Source organism: Ralstonia sp. 1138, from assembly GCF_040544795.1.
Classification (GTDB): Bacteria; Pseudomonadota; Gammaproteobacteria; order Burkholderiales; family Burkholderiaceae; genus Ralstonia; species Ralstonia flatus.
The window spans coordinates 226,469-242,642 of the sequence record NZ_JBEPKQ010000002.1 but is presented as its reverse complement, the minus strand read 5'-3'; the positions used below and the strand labels follow the sequence as shown (position 1 = coordinate 242,642).

The 16,174-nt window shown below is 64.2% G+C and carries 15 protein-coding genes; 14 read left to right on the top strand and 1 reads right to left on the bottom strand.

From position 1 onward, the window contains the following. Positions 1 to 30 precede the first annotated feature (30 nt). The 14 genes from ABIC76_RS08755 to ABIC76_RS08690 all read left to right on the top strand — a co-directional run bounded on the left by ABIC76_RS08755 (position 31) and on the right by ABIC76_RS08690 (position 13,499). Positions 31 to 960, top strand: coding sequence for a LysR family transcriptional regulator (locus ABIC76_RS08755; protein ID WP_354533705.1), 930 nt, complete (start codon positions 31 to 33; stop codon positions 958 to 960). A 183-nt stretch (positions 961 to 1,143) separates the two neighbouring features. After that, positions 1,144 to 3,093: a tRNA uridine-5-carboxymethylaminomethyl(34) synthesis enzyme MnmG gene (gene mnmG, locus ABIC76_RS08750; protein WP_354533704.1), complete on the top strand. Its 1,950-nt coding sequence runs from the start codon at positions 1,144 to 1,146 to the stop codon at positions 3,091 to 3,093. Beyond that, positions 3,093 to 3,761: a 16S rRNA (guanine(527)-N(7))-methyltransferase RsmG gene (gene rsmG, locus ABIC76_RS08745; RefSeq protein WP_354533703.1), complete on the top strand. Its 669-nt coding sequence runs from the start codon at positions 3,093 to 3,095 to the stop codon at positions 3,759 to 3,761. Before mnmG ends, rsmG begins: the two co-directional genes overlap by 1 nt. 37 nt (positions 3,762 to 3,798) lie before the next feature. Next, complete coding sequence (locus tag ABIC76_RS08740) at positions 3,799 to 4,584, top strand: ParA family protein (RefSeq protein WP_015855941.1); 786 nt, start codon at positions 3,799 to 3,801, stop codon at positions 4,582 to 4,584. Between the two features lie 17 nt (positions 4,585 to 4,601). After that, positions 4,602 to 5,513 carry a ParB/RepB/Spo0J family partition protein gene (locus ABIC76_RS08735; protein WP_027678844.1) on the top strand — a complete coding sequence of 304 codons (912 nt, stop codon included), beginning with the start codon at positions 4,602 to 4,604 and terminating at the stop codon, positions 5,511 to 5,513. Between the two features lie 350 nt (positions 5,514 to 5,863). Continuing rightward, entirely contained in the window at positions 5,864 to 6,412 is a 549-nt protein-coding gene (locus ABIC76_RS08730) for an ATP synthase subunit I (RefSeq protein ID WP_102064005.1), read from the top strand. A 230-nt stretch (positions 6,413 to 6,642) separates the two neighbouring features. Beyond that, positions 6,643 to 7,524, top strand: a complete 882-nt coding sequence (gene atpB / locus ABIC76_RS08725) for a F0F1 ATP synthase subunit A (RefSeq protein ID WP_027678846.1) — start codon at positions 6,643 to 6,645, stop codon at positions 7,522 to 7,524. Positions 7,525 to 7,607: 83 nt separating this feature from the next. Beyond that, positions 7,608 to 7,874, top strand: a complete 267-nt coding sequence (gene atpE, locus ABIC76_RS08720) for a F0F1 ATP synthase subunit C (RefSeq protein ID WP_003262709.1) — start codon at positions 7,608 to 7,610, stop codon at positions 7,872 to 7,874. 106 nt (positions 7,875 to 7,980) lie between these two features. Beyond that, positions 7,981 to 8,451, top strand: a complete 471-nt coding sequence (locus tag ABIC76_RS08715; protein ID WP_009239554.1) for a F0F1 ATP synthase subunit B — start codon at positions 7,981 to 7,983, stop codon at positions 8,449 to 8,451. Positions 8,452 to 8,453: 2 nt separating this feature from the next. After that, positions 8,454 to 8,990 (top strand): F0F1 ATP synthase subunit delta, encoded by a 537-nt coding sequence (locus ABIC76_RS08710; protein WP_027678847.1) that lies wholly within the window; start codon positions 8,454 to 8,456, stop codon positions 8,988 to 8,990. 73 nt (positions 8,991 to 9,063) lie between these two features. Beyond that, positions 9,064 to 10,605: a F0F1 ATP synthase subunit alpha gene (atpA, locus tag ABIC76_RS08705; RefSeq protein ID WP_009239556.1), complete on the top strand. Its 1,542-nt coding sequence runs from the start codon at positions 9,064 to 9,066 to the stop codon at positions 10,603 to 10,605. 64 nt (positions 10,606 to 10,669) lie between these two features. Next, positions 10,670 to 11,545 carry a F0F1 ATP synthase subunit gamma gene (gene atpG / locus ABIC76_RS08700; protein WP_027678848.1) on the top strand — a complete coding sequence of 292 codons (876 nt, stop codon included), beginning with the start codon at positions 10,670 to 10,672 and terminating at the stop codon, positions 11,543 to 11,545. 42 nt (positions 11,546 to 11,587) lie between these two features. Then, positions 11,588 to 12,991, top strand: coding sequence for a F0F1 ATP synthase subunit beta (gene atpD, locus ABIC76_RS08695; protein ID WP_037028786.1), 1,404 nt, complete (start codon positions 11,588 to 11,590; stop codon positions 12,989 to 12,991). Positions 12,992 to 13,082: 91 nt separating this feature from the next. Then, positions 13,083 to 13,499, top strand: coding sequence for a F0F1 ATP synthase subunit epsilon (locus ABIC76_RS08690; RefSeq protein ID WP_009239559.1), 417 nt, complete (start codon positions 13,083 to 13,085; stop codon positions 13,497 to 13,499). A gap of 98 nt (positions 13,500 to 13,597) precedes the next feature. Here the strand turns inward: ABIC76_RS08690 and ABIC76_RS08685 are convergent, their stop codons facing one another. Further along, positions 13,598 to 15,979, bottom strand: a complete 2,382-nt coding sequence (locus tag ABIC76_RS08685) for a DUF6600 domain-containing protein (RefSeq protein WP_102064004.1) — start codon at positions 15,977 to 15,979, stop codon at positions 13,598 to 13,600. Between the last annotated feature and the right edge of the window lie 195 nt (positions 15,980 to 16,174).

Below are 16,174 nucleotides of genomic sequence, written 5' to 3'. Positions count from 1 at the left end.
GCCGATTAAGTGGATAGAATCGGATGCACTATGAAGACAGAATTCACAATCGATCCGGACCTGCTGCCCGCGCTCGATGCGCTGCGCCGCGTGGCGGAGGCGGGGAGCTTCACGCAGGCGGCCGCAGCGCTGGATGTTTCGACGTCTGCGCTGTCGCAGACCATCCGGCGGTTGGAGGCCGCGCTCGGCGCGCAATTGTTGGCGCGGACCACGCGGCAGGTCAGTGCAACCGAAGCGGGCGAAGCCTTGCTCGCGGTCGTGCGGCCGAGCCTCGATGCGCTGTACGGCGCGATGGCCGAAGTGGGGGAGCGCGCCACAGAGCCGCGCGGCGCGTTGCGCGTGACGGCTTCACGCGTCGCGTATCAGGCGGTGCTGCAGCCGGTGCTGGGCGATTTCCTCGCGCGCTATCCGCGCATCGAACTGGAGGTGTCGGTGGACGATGGCCTGTCCGCCATCGTCGCCGACCGCTTTGACGTCGGCATCCGCTTCGGCGAGCGTGTCGAGCGCGACATGGTCGGCGTTCCGATCGGACCGGCGCGCCGCATCGCGGTGGTCGGCAGTCCAGCGTATCTGCAGGCACATGGCACGCCCGAATCGCCGGACGCCCTGCGCGACCATCGCTGCATCCGATACCGCTTTCCCAGCAGCGGCGCCTTGTACGACTGGGAGTTTGCCGCGCCCGGCGGTGGCGCCAACCAGTCGGCGGATGTGGCCGGCAGCTTCATCGCCAATGACGTGCTGGCAATGGTCGAGGCGGCGAAGCAGGGCGTGGGCTTGGCGCACGTGCTGGAAGACCTCGTCACCCACGATGTGGCGGCTGGCCGCTTGGTTCGGGTGCTCGAAGATTGGTGCCCGCCCAGGTATCGCTTCCATCTCTATTTCCCCCGCATGCCGCAGATGCCGGGCAAGCTGCGCGTGTTCATCGATTTTCTGCAGGCACACTCAGCCAAAGGTGAGTGACCGTCGGCGGAATGTGTTTCACGTGAAACACAAACGCCCCGCCCAAGCGGTGCATGTTTCACGTGAAACACGAAAAGCAGGGGAATTTCGTCCCGATTGCCGCATGGCCGAACTGCGGTGTAGCCGCGCGACTTATAATTCCGCTTCTCCAAATTTTTGATGCCTCCATGCGAGGAGGAAGCCATGCTGTATCCAATTGAATTCGATGTGATCGTGGTGGGCGGCGGACACGCCGGCACCGAGGCCGCGCTGGCGGCAGCGCGCATGGGGTGTCAGACCCTGCTGCTGACGCACAACATCGAGACGCTGGGGCAGATGAGCTGCAACCCGTCCATCGGGGGCATCGGCAAGGGCCATCTGGTCAAGGAAGTGGACGCCTTGGGCGGGGCCATGGCCATCGCGACGGACGAGGGCGGCATCCAGTTCCGTATCCTCAATTCCAGCAAGGGCCCGGCCGTGCGGGCGACGCGCGCCCAGGCAGACCGCGTGTTGTACAAGGCGGCGATCCGCCATCGCCTCGAAAATCAGCCGAACCTGATGTTGTTCCAGCAGGCCGTGGAAGACCTGCTTGTTGAGGGGGATCGTGTCGTCGGGGCGGTGACGCAGGTCGGCGTGCAATTCCGCGCACGCGCTGTCGTGCTGACGGCCGGGACGTTCCTGGATGGCAAGATCCACGTTGGGCTGAATAACTACACCGGCGGTCGCGCGGGCGACCCCGCCGCGGTATCGCTGTCGGCGCGTTTGAAGGAATTGAAGCTGCCGCAAGGGCGCCTCAAAACCGGTACGCCGCCGCGCATCGACGGTCGTTCCATCGATTTTTCGGTGCTCGAAGAGCAACCGGGCGATCTTGATCCGGTGCCGGTGTTCTCGTTCCTGGGCCGCGCGGACATGCATCCGCGCCAAGTGCCATGCTGGGTCACGCACACCAACGAGCGCACGCACGACATCATCCGCGCCGGGCTGGACCGCTCCCCGATGTACACGGGCGTGATCGAAGGGGTGGGGCCGCGCTACTGCCCCAGCATCGAAGACAAGATCCACCGCTTTGCCAGCAAGGACAGCCACCAGATCTTCCTGGAGCCAGAAGGTCTGGCGACGAACGAGTTTTACCCGAACGGCGTGTCGACCAGCCTGCCGTTTGATGTGCAGCTCGACCTGATCCACTCGATGCGCGGGCTGGAAAACGCCCATATCCTGCGCCCCGGTTACGCCATCGAATACGACTATTTCGATCCGCGTGGGCTCAAAGCTTCGCTGGAATCGAAGGCGATTTCCGGTCTGTTCTTCGCCGGCCAGATCAACGGGACGACCGGTTATGAAGAGGCCGCGGCGCAAGGCCTGCTGGCGGGCATCAACGCCGGCCTGCAAGTGCAGGGCAAGGACGCCTGGACGCCGCGCCGCGACCAAGCCTATCTGGGCGTGCTCGTCGACGACCTCATCACCCGCGGCGTGACCGAGCCGTATCGCATGTTCACCAGCCGGGCCGAGTTCCGCCTGAGCCTGCGTGAGGACAATGCCGACATGCGCCTGACCGAAGTCGGCCGCGCACTGGGCGTCGTTGACGATGCGCGTTGGGACGCGTTCAACCGGAAGCGCGACGCTGTTTCACGTGAAACAGAGCGTCTCAAGTCGACCTGGGTGAATCCGGCCACGCTTCCGCTGGAAGATGCTGAGCCGGTGCTGGGCAAGGGCATTGAGCGTGAGTACGCCCTGGCCGACTTGCTGCGCCGCCCGAACGTGACGTACGAAACGCTCATGGGCATGCAGGGCGGCAAGTACGCGCTCGAAGCGCCGTTGGCTGAAGACCCGTTGCTGGCCGAGCAGATCCGCGAGCAGGTCGAGATCGGCATCAAATACCACGGATATATCGCCCGGCAAGCCGATGAAGTCGAGCGCCTCGGCGCCAACGAAAACACACGTCTGCCGGCCGATTTTGACTATTCGCAGGTGCGCGGCCTGTCGATCGAGGTCCAGCAGAAGCTCGCCAAGCACAAGCCGGAAACCATCGGCCAGGCTTCGCGTATCTCCGGCATCACGCCGGCCGCCGTGTCACTGCTGCTCGTGCACTTGAAGAAGGGCGTGCTGCGTGGACAAGTCGGCCCGCGCGCCAGTGCAGAAGGCGAGGCCGCTTGATGGCGAATGCACTGACAGACGCCCGGGCAGACCTGGAGGCCGGCGCGCGTGCGCTCGGTCTGTCGCTGGACGAAGCGCAAGTCGACCGCCTGCTGGCGTACCAAGGGCTGCTGGCCAAATGGAACCGCGTCTATAACCTGACCGCCATTCGTGATGCCGGCGACATGCTGACCCATCACCTGCTGGATTCGCTGTCGGCCGTATCGCGCATCGCCGAGTTGGCGCGTCGCGCTCAACCCGACGCACCGCGCGTGCTGGACGTCGGTTCGGGCGGCGGCCTGCCGGGCATCCCGCTCGCCGTCGCCTTTCCGGATGTCAGCGTCACGATGGTCGACATCGTGCAGAAAAAGACCGCCTTCCTGACGCAGTGCCGCGCCGAGCTTGGCCTGACCAACGCTCAGTCGCATTGGGGCCACGTGGAAAAACTGACCGATGCCACCGGCTATGGCGTCATCACCTCGCGCGCCTTTGCCGAACTGGTCGACTTTGTAAATCTGGCCGGGCATCTGCTGGCCCCAGGCGGTCGCATGGTCGCCATGAAGGGCGTCCGCCCGGATGCCGAAATCGAACGCTTGCCCGCCGGCTGGGCCGTCGAAGCCATCGAGCGCCTGACCGTGCCGGGGCTGCCGGCCGAGCGTCACCTGGTCATCCTTGCGCCGTCGGCGTGAGCGAACGTTGTAGCGAGCCATTCACCGCAGAGGAGTCATGTCGAATATTTTCGTGATCGCCAACCAGAAGGGTGGGGTCGGCAAGACCACCACCACGGTGAATCTCGCGGCCGGGCTGGCCGCGCAAGGGCAGCGCGTGCTGCTGGTCGACCTCGATCCGCAGGGCAATGCCTCGATGGGCTCGGGCATCGATAAGCACACGCTGGAATTCAGCGTCTACCAGGTCCTTGTTGGGCTCGCGACGATTCCGCAGGCACGCCAGCGCTCGGAGGCAGGGCGCTACGACGTGCTGCCCGCCAACCGCGACCTGGCCGGCGCCGAAGTCGAACTGGTCGACCTGGAACATCGCGAAAACCGCCTCAAGCTTGCGCTCGCCGAGGTGGAAGCCGACTACGACTTCGTCCTCATCGACTGCCCGCCGTCGCTGTCGCTGCTGACGCTCAACGGCCTGTGCGCCGCACATGGCGTGGTCGTGCCGATGCAGTGTGAGTACTTCGCGCTCGAAGGCCTGTCGGATCTCGTCAACACCATCAAGCAGGTGCATGCCAACCTGAACCGCGATCTCAAGGTGATCGGCCTGTTGCGCGTGATGTTCGACCCGCGCGTGACGCTGCAGCAGCAGGTGTCGGCGCAGCTCGAATCGCACTTCGGCGACAAGGTGTTCAAGACGGTCATCCCGCGCAACGTGCGTCTGGCCGAGGCGCCGTCGTATGGCATGCCCGGCGTGGCGTTTGACGTGGCATCGAAGGGGGCCAAGGCCTATCTGGATTTCGGCGCCGAGATGATCGCGCGCGTGCGGCAGATGGCCGACATGCCGGCCTGAGCAGCAAGAGGAACAACATGAGCACGATGAAGAAAAAGGGACTGGGCCGCGGCCTCGAAGCGCTGCTCGGCAGCCCGGCCGAGATTGTCGAAGCCGCCAAGCAGGAGGGCGCGCCGACGGTCCTGAAGCTGGAACAGATGCAGCCCGGCAAATATCAGCCGCGCACACGCATGGACGAAGGCGCGCTACAGGAGCTTGCCGCGAGCATCCGCGCCCAAGGCCTGATGCAGCCGATTCTGGTGCGCAAGGTCGAGTCCGACGGCGCGAAACCGAAGTACGAAATCATCGCGGGTGAACGCCGCTTCCGCGCATCGCGCCTCGCCGGTCTGACCGAAGTGCCCGTCCTCGTGAAGGACGTGCCGGATGAATCGGCCGCCGCCATGGCGCTGATCGAAAACATCCAGCGCGAAGACCTCAACCCGCTGGAAGAAGCGCAGGGCATCGCGCGCCTGGTGCGGGAATTCCAGTTCACGCACGAGCAGGCGGCGGAATCGGTCGGGCGTTCACGCAGCGCGGTCTCGAACCTCCTGCGCCTGTTGAATCTTGCCCAGCCCGTGCAGACCATGCTAATGGCCGGCGACCTCGACATGGGCCACGCCCGTGCGCTGCTCGCCGTCGATGGTGCGACCCAGATCACATTGGCGAACCAGATCGTCAACAAGCGTCTGTCGGTGCGTGAGACGGAAAAGCTGGTGGCGTCGACGCTCAAGCCGTTCGAGCTGAAATCGCTGAAGCAGAAGGGCGGGCACCAAGGCGGCCGCGACGTGGCGCGTCTCGAAGAAGAACTGGCCGACCAGCTCGGCTTGGGTGTGCAGATCAAGCTGGCGGCCAAGGGACGCGGTCAGCTGACCGTGCAGTTCAGCAGTCTCGATGAATTCGATGGGCTGCTGGCGCGCCTGCGCCCCGACGCCGGCGAAGAGGCCGCCTGAGCCGATCTGCGACAGTTTGACGCAGGCGCCGCGAGCCCCCGCTGCTGCGCCATTTGCGGGCGTCGACTCGCACAGAATTGGTGCGATTACTTCGCACGTCATCGACGCCAGGCGCTACCGACACCATCATGGAATCAACCGGGCGCCGCTCCATCAGGCGGATTCGGTGCCCCGGCAGCAGCACCGCATTGCGCGCACCGAACGGAACAGGATCGCGTGAAGTGCTGTCGAAGGCGCCCGCACGAGCGTTCGCTTGTGCGTTGACTGGCGAACGCCATGTCCCGTAAAATCGTGCGGTTTTAAATCCGCCTGACCCAAAGCGGTGCGGCATGATGAAAGCACATTCTTCCATGCAGCCAGCTGACCGGCAACGGCCCGATTCTTACGCTTCGTTGAAAGCCGCCCGGCCCCAGTCGGTGCAGGATCCGAAGCACGACAGTTGGGACGATGAGGAGCAGGCGGAGCCGCCGGTGCATGTGCTCTCGCATGACGAAGCGGTCGCCCTGTTTGGCGAGCAGGCTGTGCAGGCCTCGCGTATCACGCCCTTTTCCATCGTGCTCGGCCAGGTGGCCATCACACTGTTGTGTGCGCTCGGTTGGTATGTCGGCAGTTGGTTCGCGGGCACGGGCGCTGCGTCAGCTGCCGAGGCCGGATTGTCGGCGCTGCTGGGCGGCGGCGTATGCGTGGTGCCTTCGGCATGGTTCGCGATGCGACTGTCGACGGCCAAGGGGTTCGAATCCATCGCCCGCCTCGTAGTGGGCGAAGCGATCAAGGTGCTTGGCACGGTCGCGCTGCTGGTGATCGTGGTGGTGGTGTTCAAGGGCCTGCATTGGCCGCCCTTGCTGATCACCCTGATCCTGGCGCTCAAGATGTATTGGGTCGGTCTCGCGCTGCGATAGCGCGTGGAGGCGGCTCCAGCCCACCGCGACATGGCGGGCACACGGGTGTGTTGGCATACGGCAAGGGCCTGAGGCAGGAGAAGCCCGGTTCATTGCGCTGACACCCCGCAAGAACAAGGTGGCGCGTTTCAGCCGCGTGCAGTCCGCGATCTCCAGGAGACACCTGGCTGAATCGGGCGCGGGTCGGAACGGATCACGAAGAATGTTTCGCAATATTGGACTGAATCATCATGGCAACTGAAGTCGCAGAAGCCGCCGGCCACGCCGCCGAGCACGCTCTCACGCCTTCCGCGTATATCGCGGAGCATTTGCAGAATTTCAATAGCATCGGCGGCAAACAGGCCTCCGTCGTCGACTTCTCCGTCATCAACTGGGACACGATGTTCTGGTCCGTGTTGATGGGCCTGATCGGCATCATCTTCCTGGGCATCGCTGCACGTCGCGTTACCGCCGGCGTTCCGGGCCGCTTCCAGGCTTTCGTTGAACTCGTCGTCGAGATGGTCGATGACCAAGCCAAGGGCATCATCCACGGCGATCGTTCCTGGATCGCTCCGCTGGCGCTGATGGTCTTCGTGTGGGTCACGCTGATGAACGCGGTCGACTTGATCCCGGTGGACTGGGTCACGGGCGTCAACCACCTCCTCGGTACCTTCGGTGTGCACGTGCCGCACCACCGCGCGGTGGCCACGGCCGATCTGAACGGTACGTTCGGCATGTCGTTCGCCGTGCTGATCCTGATGATTTACTACAGCTTCAAGATCAAGGGCACGGGCGGCTTCGCGCACGAGCTGCTGTCGGCCCCGTTCGGCGCCAAGTGGTATCTCGCGCCGTTCAACCTGATCCTCAACATCATTGAATTCCTCGCCAAGGCTGTGTCGCTGGGCATGCGGTTGTTCGGCAACATGTACGCGGGCGAACTGGTGTTCCTGCTGATCGCGCTGCTTGGCTCGGTCTGGACGTTCGGTGCTGACACGTCGGCGCTGGGTTTCGTGGGTCACGTGGTGGCTGGCGCAGTGTGGGCGATCTTCCACATCCTGATCGTGCTGCTGCAAGCCTTCATCTTCATGATGCTGACGCTGGTGTATATCGGCCAGGCACATGAGCACCACTAAGTAGTTGCGGTTCAGGTTCTCCGGTTCCGTTTGATTTTTCCAAGTTCTCAAGTTCTTAGTCTTTCACGTAAAAGGGAGTCATCATGCAAGCATTTCTCGCCAACATCCAAGGTCTGACCGCCATCGGTATCGGCATCATCATCGGCCTGGGTGCTATCGGCGCCTGCCTCGGCATCGCACTGATGGGCGGCAAGTACATCGAAGCCTGCGCACGTCAGCCTGAACTGATGAACCCGCTGCAAACGAAGATGTTCCTGCTGGCTGGCCTGATCGACGCGGCATTCCTGATCGGTGTTGGTGTGGCCATGCTGTTCGCGTTCGCCAACCCGCTGCTGTCGGTCATCAAGTAATTCTTTTCGGTCTGCATGATGCCGGAGGCGGCCTGGGTGAACGCTCCGCGTGACCCTCGCCGCTTCGTGCATTGATCCGTAGTCTCAATACCGAAAGGAACACACCATGAACCTGAACGCCACACTCGTCGCGCAGATGGTCGTGTTCTTCATCCTGTGGTGGGTTGTTGCCAAATTCATTTGGCCGCCCCTGGTGAAGGCGCTCGACGAACGCGCGAAGAAAATCGCCGATGGCCTGGCCGCTGCCGATAAGGGCAAGGCCGAGCTGGAGCTGGCCAACAAGCGGGTCGAGCAGGCACTGACCGAAGCGCGCAATGAAGGCGCGCAACGCATCGCGGACGCTGAAAAGCGTGCCCAGATGAGCGCCGAAGAGATCAAGCAAAACGCCCAAGCCGAAGCCGCGCGCATCATCGCGCAAGCCAAGGCCGAAGCCGAGCAGCAAACCGTGCGCGCGCGTGAATCGCTGCGCGACCAGGTTGCCACGCTGGCCGTCAAGGGTGCCGAGCAGATCCTCAAGCGTGAAGTCAATGCGCAGGTCCACGCCGATCTGCTCAATCAACTCAAGGCTGAGCTGTAATCATGGCAGAACTCGCAACCGTTGCCCGTCCGTACGCAGAGGCGCTGTTCCGCGTGGCGAAGGCCGGCAATCTGGGTGCATGGTCTGAGCTTGTGTCGGAAATGGGGCAAATTGCCGCCGTGCCTGACATGAAGGCAATCGCCGATGATCCGAAGCTCTCCAAAGCCGATGTGGCGGGGATCTTCCTGTCGGCGCTGAAATCTCCGGTTTCGCATGAGGCGAAGGAACTGGTTGGCCTGCTGGTGGCCAACAAGCGCCTGTCGCTGCTGCCGGAAATTGCCGCGCAATTCCATGTGCTGCGGAATGCCAGCGAAGGCGCCGCCGACGTCGAGATCACCAGTGCGTTCCCGCTTGAGGGCGCGCCCCTGACCGAACTGGTCGCCACGCTCGAACGCAAGTTCGGCAAGAAGCTGCAGGCTCACGTGAGCGTCGATCCCTCGTTGATCGGCGGCGTGCGTGTGCAGATTGGCGACGAAGTGCTCGACACCTCGGTGCGCGCGCGCCTGACGCAGATGCAGTCTGCGCTGACCGCCGCGTAATGCTGTTTCGCGAGGCGCCGATGCAATCGACGATATCGCGCCCGCAGACAGATTGAAGAATTAGGAGCATTCGATGCAACTGAACCCCTCCGAGATCAGCGACCTGATCAAGACCCGTATCGAGGGCTTGAAGGCTGGCGCTGACGCAAAGAACACCGGCACGGTCATCTCCGTGACGGACGGTATCTGCCGCATTCATGGCCTGTCGGGCGTGATGCAAGGCGAAATGCTGGAATTCCCGGGCAACACGTTCGGCCTCGCGCTGAACCTCGAGCGCGACTCCGTCGGCGCTGTGGTGCTGGGTGAGTACGAGCACATTTCCGAAGGCGACGAAGTCAAGTGCACGGGCCGCATTCTGGAAGTGCCGGTTGGCCCGGAACTGCTGGGCCGCGTGGTCAACGCACTGGGCCAGCCGATCGACGGCAAGGGCCCGATCAACGCCAAGAAGACGGACGTGATCGAAAAGGTCGCTCCGGGCGTGATCGCACGTCAATCGGTGAGCCAGCCGGTGCAGACCGGTCTGAAGTCGATCGACGCAATGGTGCCGATCGGCCGTGGTCAGCGTGAGCTGATCATTGGCGACCGCCAGACCGGCAAGACCGCCGTTGCAGTCGACGCCATCATCAACCAGAAGGGCAAGGGCATCTTCTGCGTGTACGTGGCAATCGGCCAGAAGGCTTCGACGATCGCCAACGTGGTGCGCAAGCTCGAAGAGCACGGCGCGCTGGAATACACGATCGTGGTGGCTGCTGCTGCTTCGGACTCCGCTGCTATGCAGTACCTGTCGGCCTATGCCGGCTGCACGATGGGCGAATACTTCCGCGACCGCGGCGAAGACGCCCTGATCGTGTATGACGATCTGACCAAGCAAGCTTGGGCCTACCGTCAGGTTTCGCTGCTGCTGCGCCGCCCGCCTGGCCGCGAAGCTTACCCCGGTGACGTGTTCTACCTGCACTCGCGTCTGCTGGAGCGCGCTGCACGCGTGAACGCCGATCACATCGAGAAGATCACCAACGGTGAAGTCAAGGGCAAGACCGGTTCGCTGACCGCACTGCCCGTGATCGAAACGCAGGCCGGCGACGTGTCCGCCTTCGTTCCGACCAACGTGATCTCGATTACCGACGGCCAGATCTTCCTGGAAACCGACCTGTTCAACGCCGGTGTGCGCCCCGCAATCAACGCCGGTATTTCGGTGTCGCGTGTGGGTGGTGCTGCTCAGACCAAGGTCATCAAGAAGCTGTCGGGCGGTATCCGTACCGACTTGGCTCAGTATCGTGAACTGGCTGCGTTCGCGCAGTTTGCTTCCGACCTGGACGAAGCGACCCGCAAGCAGCTCGAGCGCGGCCGCCGCGTGACCGAACTGCTCAAGCAGCCGCAATACCAGCCGCTGCAAGTGTGGCAGCTGGCCGCGTCGCTGTACGCAGCCAACAACGGCTTCCTCGACAACGTGGACGTGAAGGACATCCTGGCTTTCGAAAAGGGCCTGCACGACACGCTGAAGACGAAGTACGCCGATCTCATCAACCGCATCGAAGATACGAAGGATCTGTCGAAGGAAGATGAGGCCGCCCTGCGTGCCGCGATCGAGGATTTCAAGAAGTCCGCCGCGTTCTAACCGCGTCATTCCCGAAACTGGTCACGCGTAGCCTGCGTGACCAGGTTTGAACGGAGAGGAAGAAATGGCCGGAACAAAAGAAATCCGCACCAAGATCAAGAGCGTGCAAAACACGCGCAAGATCACCAAGGCGATGGAAATGGTCGCCGCATCCAAGATGCGCAAGGCGCAGGAACGGATGCGTGCAGCCCGCCCGTACGCCGAGAAGATCCGCAACGTGGCTGCGCACATGGCACTGGCCAATCCGGAGTACAAGCACCCGTTCATGGTGGCGCGCGACATCAAGCGTGCCGGCCTGATCGTGGTGACGACGGACAAGGGCCTGTGCGGTGGCTTGAACACCAACGTGCTGCGTGCCGTCACCACCCAACTGCGCGATCTGCAGAACAAGGGCGTCGAGACGCAAACCACCGCCATCGGTACCAAGGGCATGCAGTTCCTGGGCCGCGTCGGTGCCAAGGTCGTCTCGAACGTCGTGCATCTGGGCGACACGCCGCATCTGGAAAAGCTGATCGGTGCGATCAAGGTGCAGCTGGACGCGTTCAACGCAGGCCAGATCGATGCCGTGTACCTCGCGTACACCCGCTTCATCAACACGATGAAGCAGGAGCCGGTGGTCGAGCAGCTGCTGCCGCTGACCGCCGACAAGCTCGCGCAGACTGACGCCGAGAAGCAGGCCTACTCGTGGGACTACATCTACGAGCCGGACGCGCAAACGGTGGTCGACGAGCTGCTGATCCGCTACGTCGAGGCGCTGGTGTACCAGGCGGTGGCCGAGAACATGGCGTCCGAGCAATCGGCCCGGATGGTGGCGATGAAGGCGGCTTCGGACAACGCGAAGAACGTGATCGGCGAACTGCAACTGGTCTACAACAAGACCCGTCAGGCAGCGATCACGAAGGAACTGTCCGAGATCGTCAGCGGCGCAGCTGCAGTCTGATAGCCACGGCAAAGAATCAAGTTATTGGAGATACAAATGAGTATCGCAAACGGAAATATCGTGCAGTGCATCGGCGCCGTGGTGGACATTCAGTTCCCGCGCGACGCGATGCCGAAGGTCTACGACGCGCTGGTGCTGGACGACAGCAACGACGCTTCGTTCGCCGAGAAGGGCCTGACCTTCGAAGTGCAACAACAGCTGGGCGACGGCGTGGTGCGTACCATTGCGCTGGGCTCGTCCGACGGTCTGCGTCGCGGCATGCGCGTGGCGACCACCGGTGCACCGATCTCGGTGCCCGTCGGTCACGGCACGCTGGGCCGCATCATGGACGTGCTGGGTCGCCCGATCGACGAAGCGGGTCCGATCGCGTCCGACGAGAAGCGCGCCATTCACCAGAAGGCCCCGAAGTTCGACGAACTGTCGCCGTCGGTGGACCTGCTGGAAACCGGCATCAAGGTGATCGACCTGGTCTGCCCGTTCGCCAAGGGCGGTAAGGTGGGTCTGTTCGGTGGCGCCGGCGTCGGCAAGACCGTGAACATGATGGAGCTGATCAACAACATCGCGAAGCAGCACTCGGGCTTGTCGGTGTTTGCTGGCGTGGGCGAGCGTACCCGTGAGGGCAACGACTTCTACCACGAAATGAAGGACTCCAACGTGCTCGACAAGGTGGCCATGGTGTTCGGCCAGATGAACGAGCCGCCGGGCAACCGTCTGCGCGTGGCGCTGACCGGCCTGACGATGGCCGAGCGCTTCCGCGACGAAGGCCGTGACATCCTGTTCTTCGTCGACAACATCTACCGCTACACGCTGGCCGGTACCGAAGTGTCGGCACTGCTGGGCCGTATGCCTTCCGCCGTGGGCTATCAGCCGACGCTGGCTGAAGAAATGGGCAAGCTGCAGGAACGTATTACGTCGACCAAGACTGGCTCGATCACGTCGATCCAGGCCGTGTACGTGCCTGCCGATGACTTGACCGACCCGTCGCCGGCAACGACCTTCCTGCACCTGGACTCGACCGTTGTGCTGTCGCGTGACATCGCTGCACTGGGTATCTACCCCGCAGTGGATCCGCTCGACTCGACGTCGCGCCAGCTCGACCCGCAAGTGGTCGGCCAGGAGCACTACGAAGTCGCCGACCGCGTGAAGAAGACGCTGCAGCGCTACAAGGAACTGCGCGACATCATCGCGATTCTGGGCATGGACGAACTGTCGCCGGAAGACAAGCTGGCTGTGGGCCGCGCCCGTAAGATCCAGCGTTTCCTGTCGCAGCCGTTCCACGTTGCAGAAGTGTTCACGGGTTCGCCGGGCAAGTACGTGCCGCTGAAGGAAACCATCCGCGGCTTCAAGATGCTGGTGGACGGCGAGTGCGATCACCTGCCGGAACAGGCGTTCTACATGGTCGGCTCGATCGACGAAGCCTTCGAGAAGGCCAAGAAGCTCCAGTAAGAGCAACGTCTGGCACCGTGCGTAAGCCGGCGCCAGTACTGGCTTCCTGAAGCCCCTTCAGGGAGCCGCTTTTCTGAGCAAAGGAATCGAGATGGCAACCATTCATGTAGACGTCGTCAGCGCCGAGCACGAGATCTTCTCCGGCAATGCCAAGTTCGTGGCGCTGCCTGGTGAAGCCGGCGAGCTGGGCATTCTGCCCGGCCACACGCCGCTGATCACGCGCATCAAGCCGGGCGCCGTGCGCATCGAGAAGGAAGATGGCGGCGAAGAGTTCGTGTTCGTTGCCGGTGGCATTCTCGAAGTGCAGCCGAAGAAGGTGACCGTGCTGGCCGATACCGCAATCCGCGGTCACGACCTGGACGAAGCCAAGGCGAACGAAGCCAAGCGTGCGGCCGAAGAGGCGCTGCAGAACCAGAGCAGCGACCTGGATCTGGCCCGTGCGCAAGGTGAACTGGCCGTGGCCGCTGCGCAGTTGGCGGCGATCGCGCGCCTGCGTCGCAAGCGCTAAGGCAAGTATGTGCCGGCGGGTGTCACTGGCCGGCGCAGACGAAAAAGCAGCCCCGAAGGGCTGCTTTTTTTTTGCCTATGAACGGGCGAGGCGCCTGCTCAGCGGTGCTCGCCTTCGCGCTTCTCTTCACCGCGATGGGCCTGTGGATGCGGTTGGGCTTCGTGGTGTTCCTGCCGCGGCGGTTGGGCCTGTGGTTGAGGTTGTGGCGGACGCGCTTCAGGCGGACGTGGTTGAGGTTGCGGCGCGCGCATCTCGACGTGCGGTTGCGGTGCAGGGCGCGGGGCTTCCATGCGCGGCTCCGGCCGGCGCTGCTCCGGCTCGTGGGGCACGCGCATCTGCGGGGGCTCGTTGTGCGGGTGCTCCTGCAGGGTCGCTGCCGGATTGCCGTTGAAACGATTCGGCTCCTGGCCACCGCGCTGCGGTTGAAGCTGAGGCTGAGGTTGCGGCGCTTGCGGCAGTTGAGGGCGCGGCTCAAAAGCGTGGCGTTCATCACGCGGCGTACCGGGTGCACCTTCGCGTTGCGGTGGGCGTGTCGTCATGCCGGCCGGGCCTTGCGGTGCCTGCGCGGTCTGCAGTTGGGCAGGGCGCTCCTGCGGTGCAGCGGCGCCCGGCTGCGGGCGCGGACGATTGATGGAGCCCGGCGCCATCAGCGCCTGCGGAGCCGGCCCCGGCTGGCCGCCGTGCTGTGGCTGCGCACCTTGCGGGTTCGGCGAGCCGATCAAACCTTGTGGCCCGTTCGCACCGTGCTGCTCCGGCGGTCGGCCAGGCTCGCCGCCGGCGCGTGCAGGCCCACTCTGCCCATTCTGCGCGGCGCGACTCAAACGGAGCCCCGCTGCCTGCGCAGCTACGGGAGCGGGCGGCATTCCGGCACTGGCTTGACCTCGCACGGGCGTGATGCGCGGGCTCACGTTGCCGCCCGTCCAGGCAGGGCCAGCGCCCGGCAGCGCACCGCCCTGTGAGCGGAACCGCTCTGCCAACGCATCGTGCCCGCCCGCCGGCGCGGCGGGTGCGCGTACCGCGATCGCCTGACGTGCAAACACCTGCTGCGGCGGCAACTGATGCGGTCCGCCGTTGGCTGCAGCGCCCACGAGGCTGGCGCGCACCGGGGCCAGCGCTGGTGTCGAAACAAACTGCGCATGCGCCATCTGCGCGCGCAATTGCTCCGGCCGCAGATGCGTCATCGCGGGGCCGACCGGCTGGCCGTTGACGAACGTCTTGGCAGGCACGGCCGTCAGCGCGGCGGGGTTGTTGGCGTTGACGTACGTCACCCGATTCACGTTTCGGATGTTGGTCACGTTGGTGTTGTTGATGATCGTCTTGTTGACCGTGACGTTGTTCACCACCACCGTGCGGTTGATGTTCGTTACGTAGGTCGGGCTGGCCGCATACACAGGGCGATACGCTTCGCCCGGAGCGAGCGGGAACCACGCCACACCCGGCGAGCCGATCGAGATGTTGATCCCCCAGCTCACTCCGCCGCCGCCTCCGCCGCCCACGAAACCGACCAGCGCCGGGGCATACACCGGCCGCGGTACCACCGGCCCCGGCACCCAGCACCACGTCGTGCCGACGTACGCCCAGCGGCCGTAGTGGAAGGGGGCGAACCCCCACGGCGCGTCATCGACCCACGTCCAGCCCCACGGCGCCACCCAGGCCCAATGGCCCGTGCGATACGGTGCCCAGCCGGCGGGCACGGCGCGTGGTACCCACACGGCGCCGTAGCCGTCTTCTTCACGCCATGTGCCGTTGTCGTCGAGGGCTTCGTAGCCGGTCATTTCGCGGCCGACGTAGCGGGCAGACACGGAAGCGTCTTCGCGGGCATCGCGCGATTCGGCCCAGCGGTCGAAGGCGTCGCGGCCCGGGTTGTCGGTGCCGCCCACTTCGGCGAGGTCCGTGCCGCCAAAACGGATTTGCTGCCCGGCGCCCAGCGGCGTAGAGCGGTCATCGCCGTAGGCCGTGCCCTGACCACGCCAGACGGTCACGGTCGTGCTTGAGCCGTCGGGTGCGACGTCGAGACGATATTCGCCCGGCGCCTGCGGTGTGAACGCCAGGTTCGGCGTATCGATCTCGATGGTCTGGTCGGGCGGCAGCGAGCGTACGCGAACCGACAGCGCGCCTTGTGTGAGCTTCACTTGCGTATTGCGGTCGTCCAAGTCGACGAGCGTGGCGCCGGTGTTTTGGCCCAGGCGCAGCGCTGTTGAGCCGACATGGAGTTCGCTGTGGCTGCCCTGGTCGGACCACAGGCGGTCACCCGTGGTGAGCGGGCGGTTGAGCGAGGCGCCGGCCCAGTCGTCGGAACCCGCGGGCGCGAAGCTCACCGTGCCCGAAAAGTCCGACAGCCGCGCCACCCGCGAAGCCGGGTCGGCGGCCATCGCGGCTTGCGCACCGCAGACGAGCAATACGGCGGCAACGCCTACGGCGCGCAACACATGTGGCAGCCGCACACCGGAGAGAGCGGAACGACGGGAAGCCTTGGACATGATGAGCCCTCGTTTTTATAGCGGCCTGCGCCGCGTGGATGTCTCCATTTAACGCGGCAGGCGCCGAGGGGTCGACTTGCCTTTGTAAGAGCGTGTTTCTCCGGGTGGGCAGTCGAGGGCGAGGCAGGGAGGCGCGCGAATTGCGCAGGCAAAAAAAAAGCGCGCGGGCCGGGGAGCACCGCGCGGACGGGAAAT

What these genes read in the sequence shown, in the direction of transcription:
- ABIC76_RS08755 (WP_354533705.1), top strand. Translation starts at nt 31, where the DNA reads ATGAAGACAGAATTCACAATCGATCCGGACCTGCTGCCCGCGCTCGAT.
- mnmG (WP_354533704.1), top strand. Translation starts at nt 1,144, where the DNA reads ATGCTGTATCCAATTGAATTCGATGTGATCGTGGTGGGCGGCGGACAC.
- rsmG (WP_354533703.1), top strand. Translation starts at nt 3,093, where the DNA reads ATGGCGAATGCACTGACAGACGCCCGGGCAGACCTGGAGGCCGGCGCG.
- ABIC76_RS08740 (WP_015855941.1), top strand. Translation starts at nt 3,799, where the DNA reads ATGTCGAATATTTTCGTGATCGCCAACCAGAAGGGTGGGGTCGGCAAG.
- ABIC76_RS08735 (WP_027678844.1), top strand. Translation starts at nt 4,602, where the DNA reads ATGAGCACGATGAAGAAAAAGGGACTGGGCCGCGGCCTCGAAGCGCTG.
- ABIC76_RS08730 (WP_102064005.1), top strand. Translation starts at nt 5,864, where the DNA reads ATGCAGCCAGCTGACCGGCAACGGCCCGATTCTTACGCTTCGTTGAAA.
- atpB (WP_027678846.1), top strand. Translation starts at nt 6,643, where the DNA reads ATGGCAACTGAAGTCGCAGAAGCCGCCGGCCACGCCGCCGAGCACGCT.
- atpE (WP_003262709.1), top strand. Translation starts at nt 7,608, where the DNA reads ATGCAAGCATTTCTCGCCAACATCCAAGGTCTGACCGCCATCGGTATC.
- ABIC76_RS08715 (WP_009239554.1), top strand. Translation starts at nt 7,981, where the DNA reads ATGAACCTGAACGCCACACTCGTCGCGCAGATGGTCGTGTTCTTCATC.
- ABIC76_RS08710 (WP_027678847.1), top strand. Translation starts at nt 8,454, where the DNA reads ATGGCAGAACTCGCAACCGTTGCCCGTCCGTACGCAGAGGCGCTGTTC.
- atpA (WP_009239556.1), top strand. Translation starts at nt 9,064, where the DNA reads ATGCAACTGAACCCCTCCGAGATCAGCGACCTGATCAAGACCCGTATC.
- atpG (WP_027678848.1), top strand. Translation starts at nt 10,670, where the DNA reads ATGGCCGGAACAAAAGAAATCCGCACCAAGATCAAGAGCGTGCAAAAC.
- ABIC76_RS08690 (WP_009239559.1), top strand. Translation starts at nt 13,083, where the DNA reads ATGGCAACCATTCATGTAGACGTCGTCAGCGCCGAGCACGAGATCTTC.
- ABIC76_RS08685 (WP_102064004.1), bottom strand. Translation starts at nt 15,979, where the DNA reads ATGTCCAAGGCTTCCCGTCGTTCCGCTCTCTCCGGTGTGCGGCTGCCA.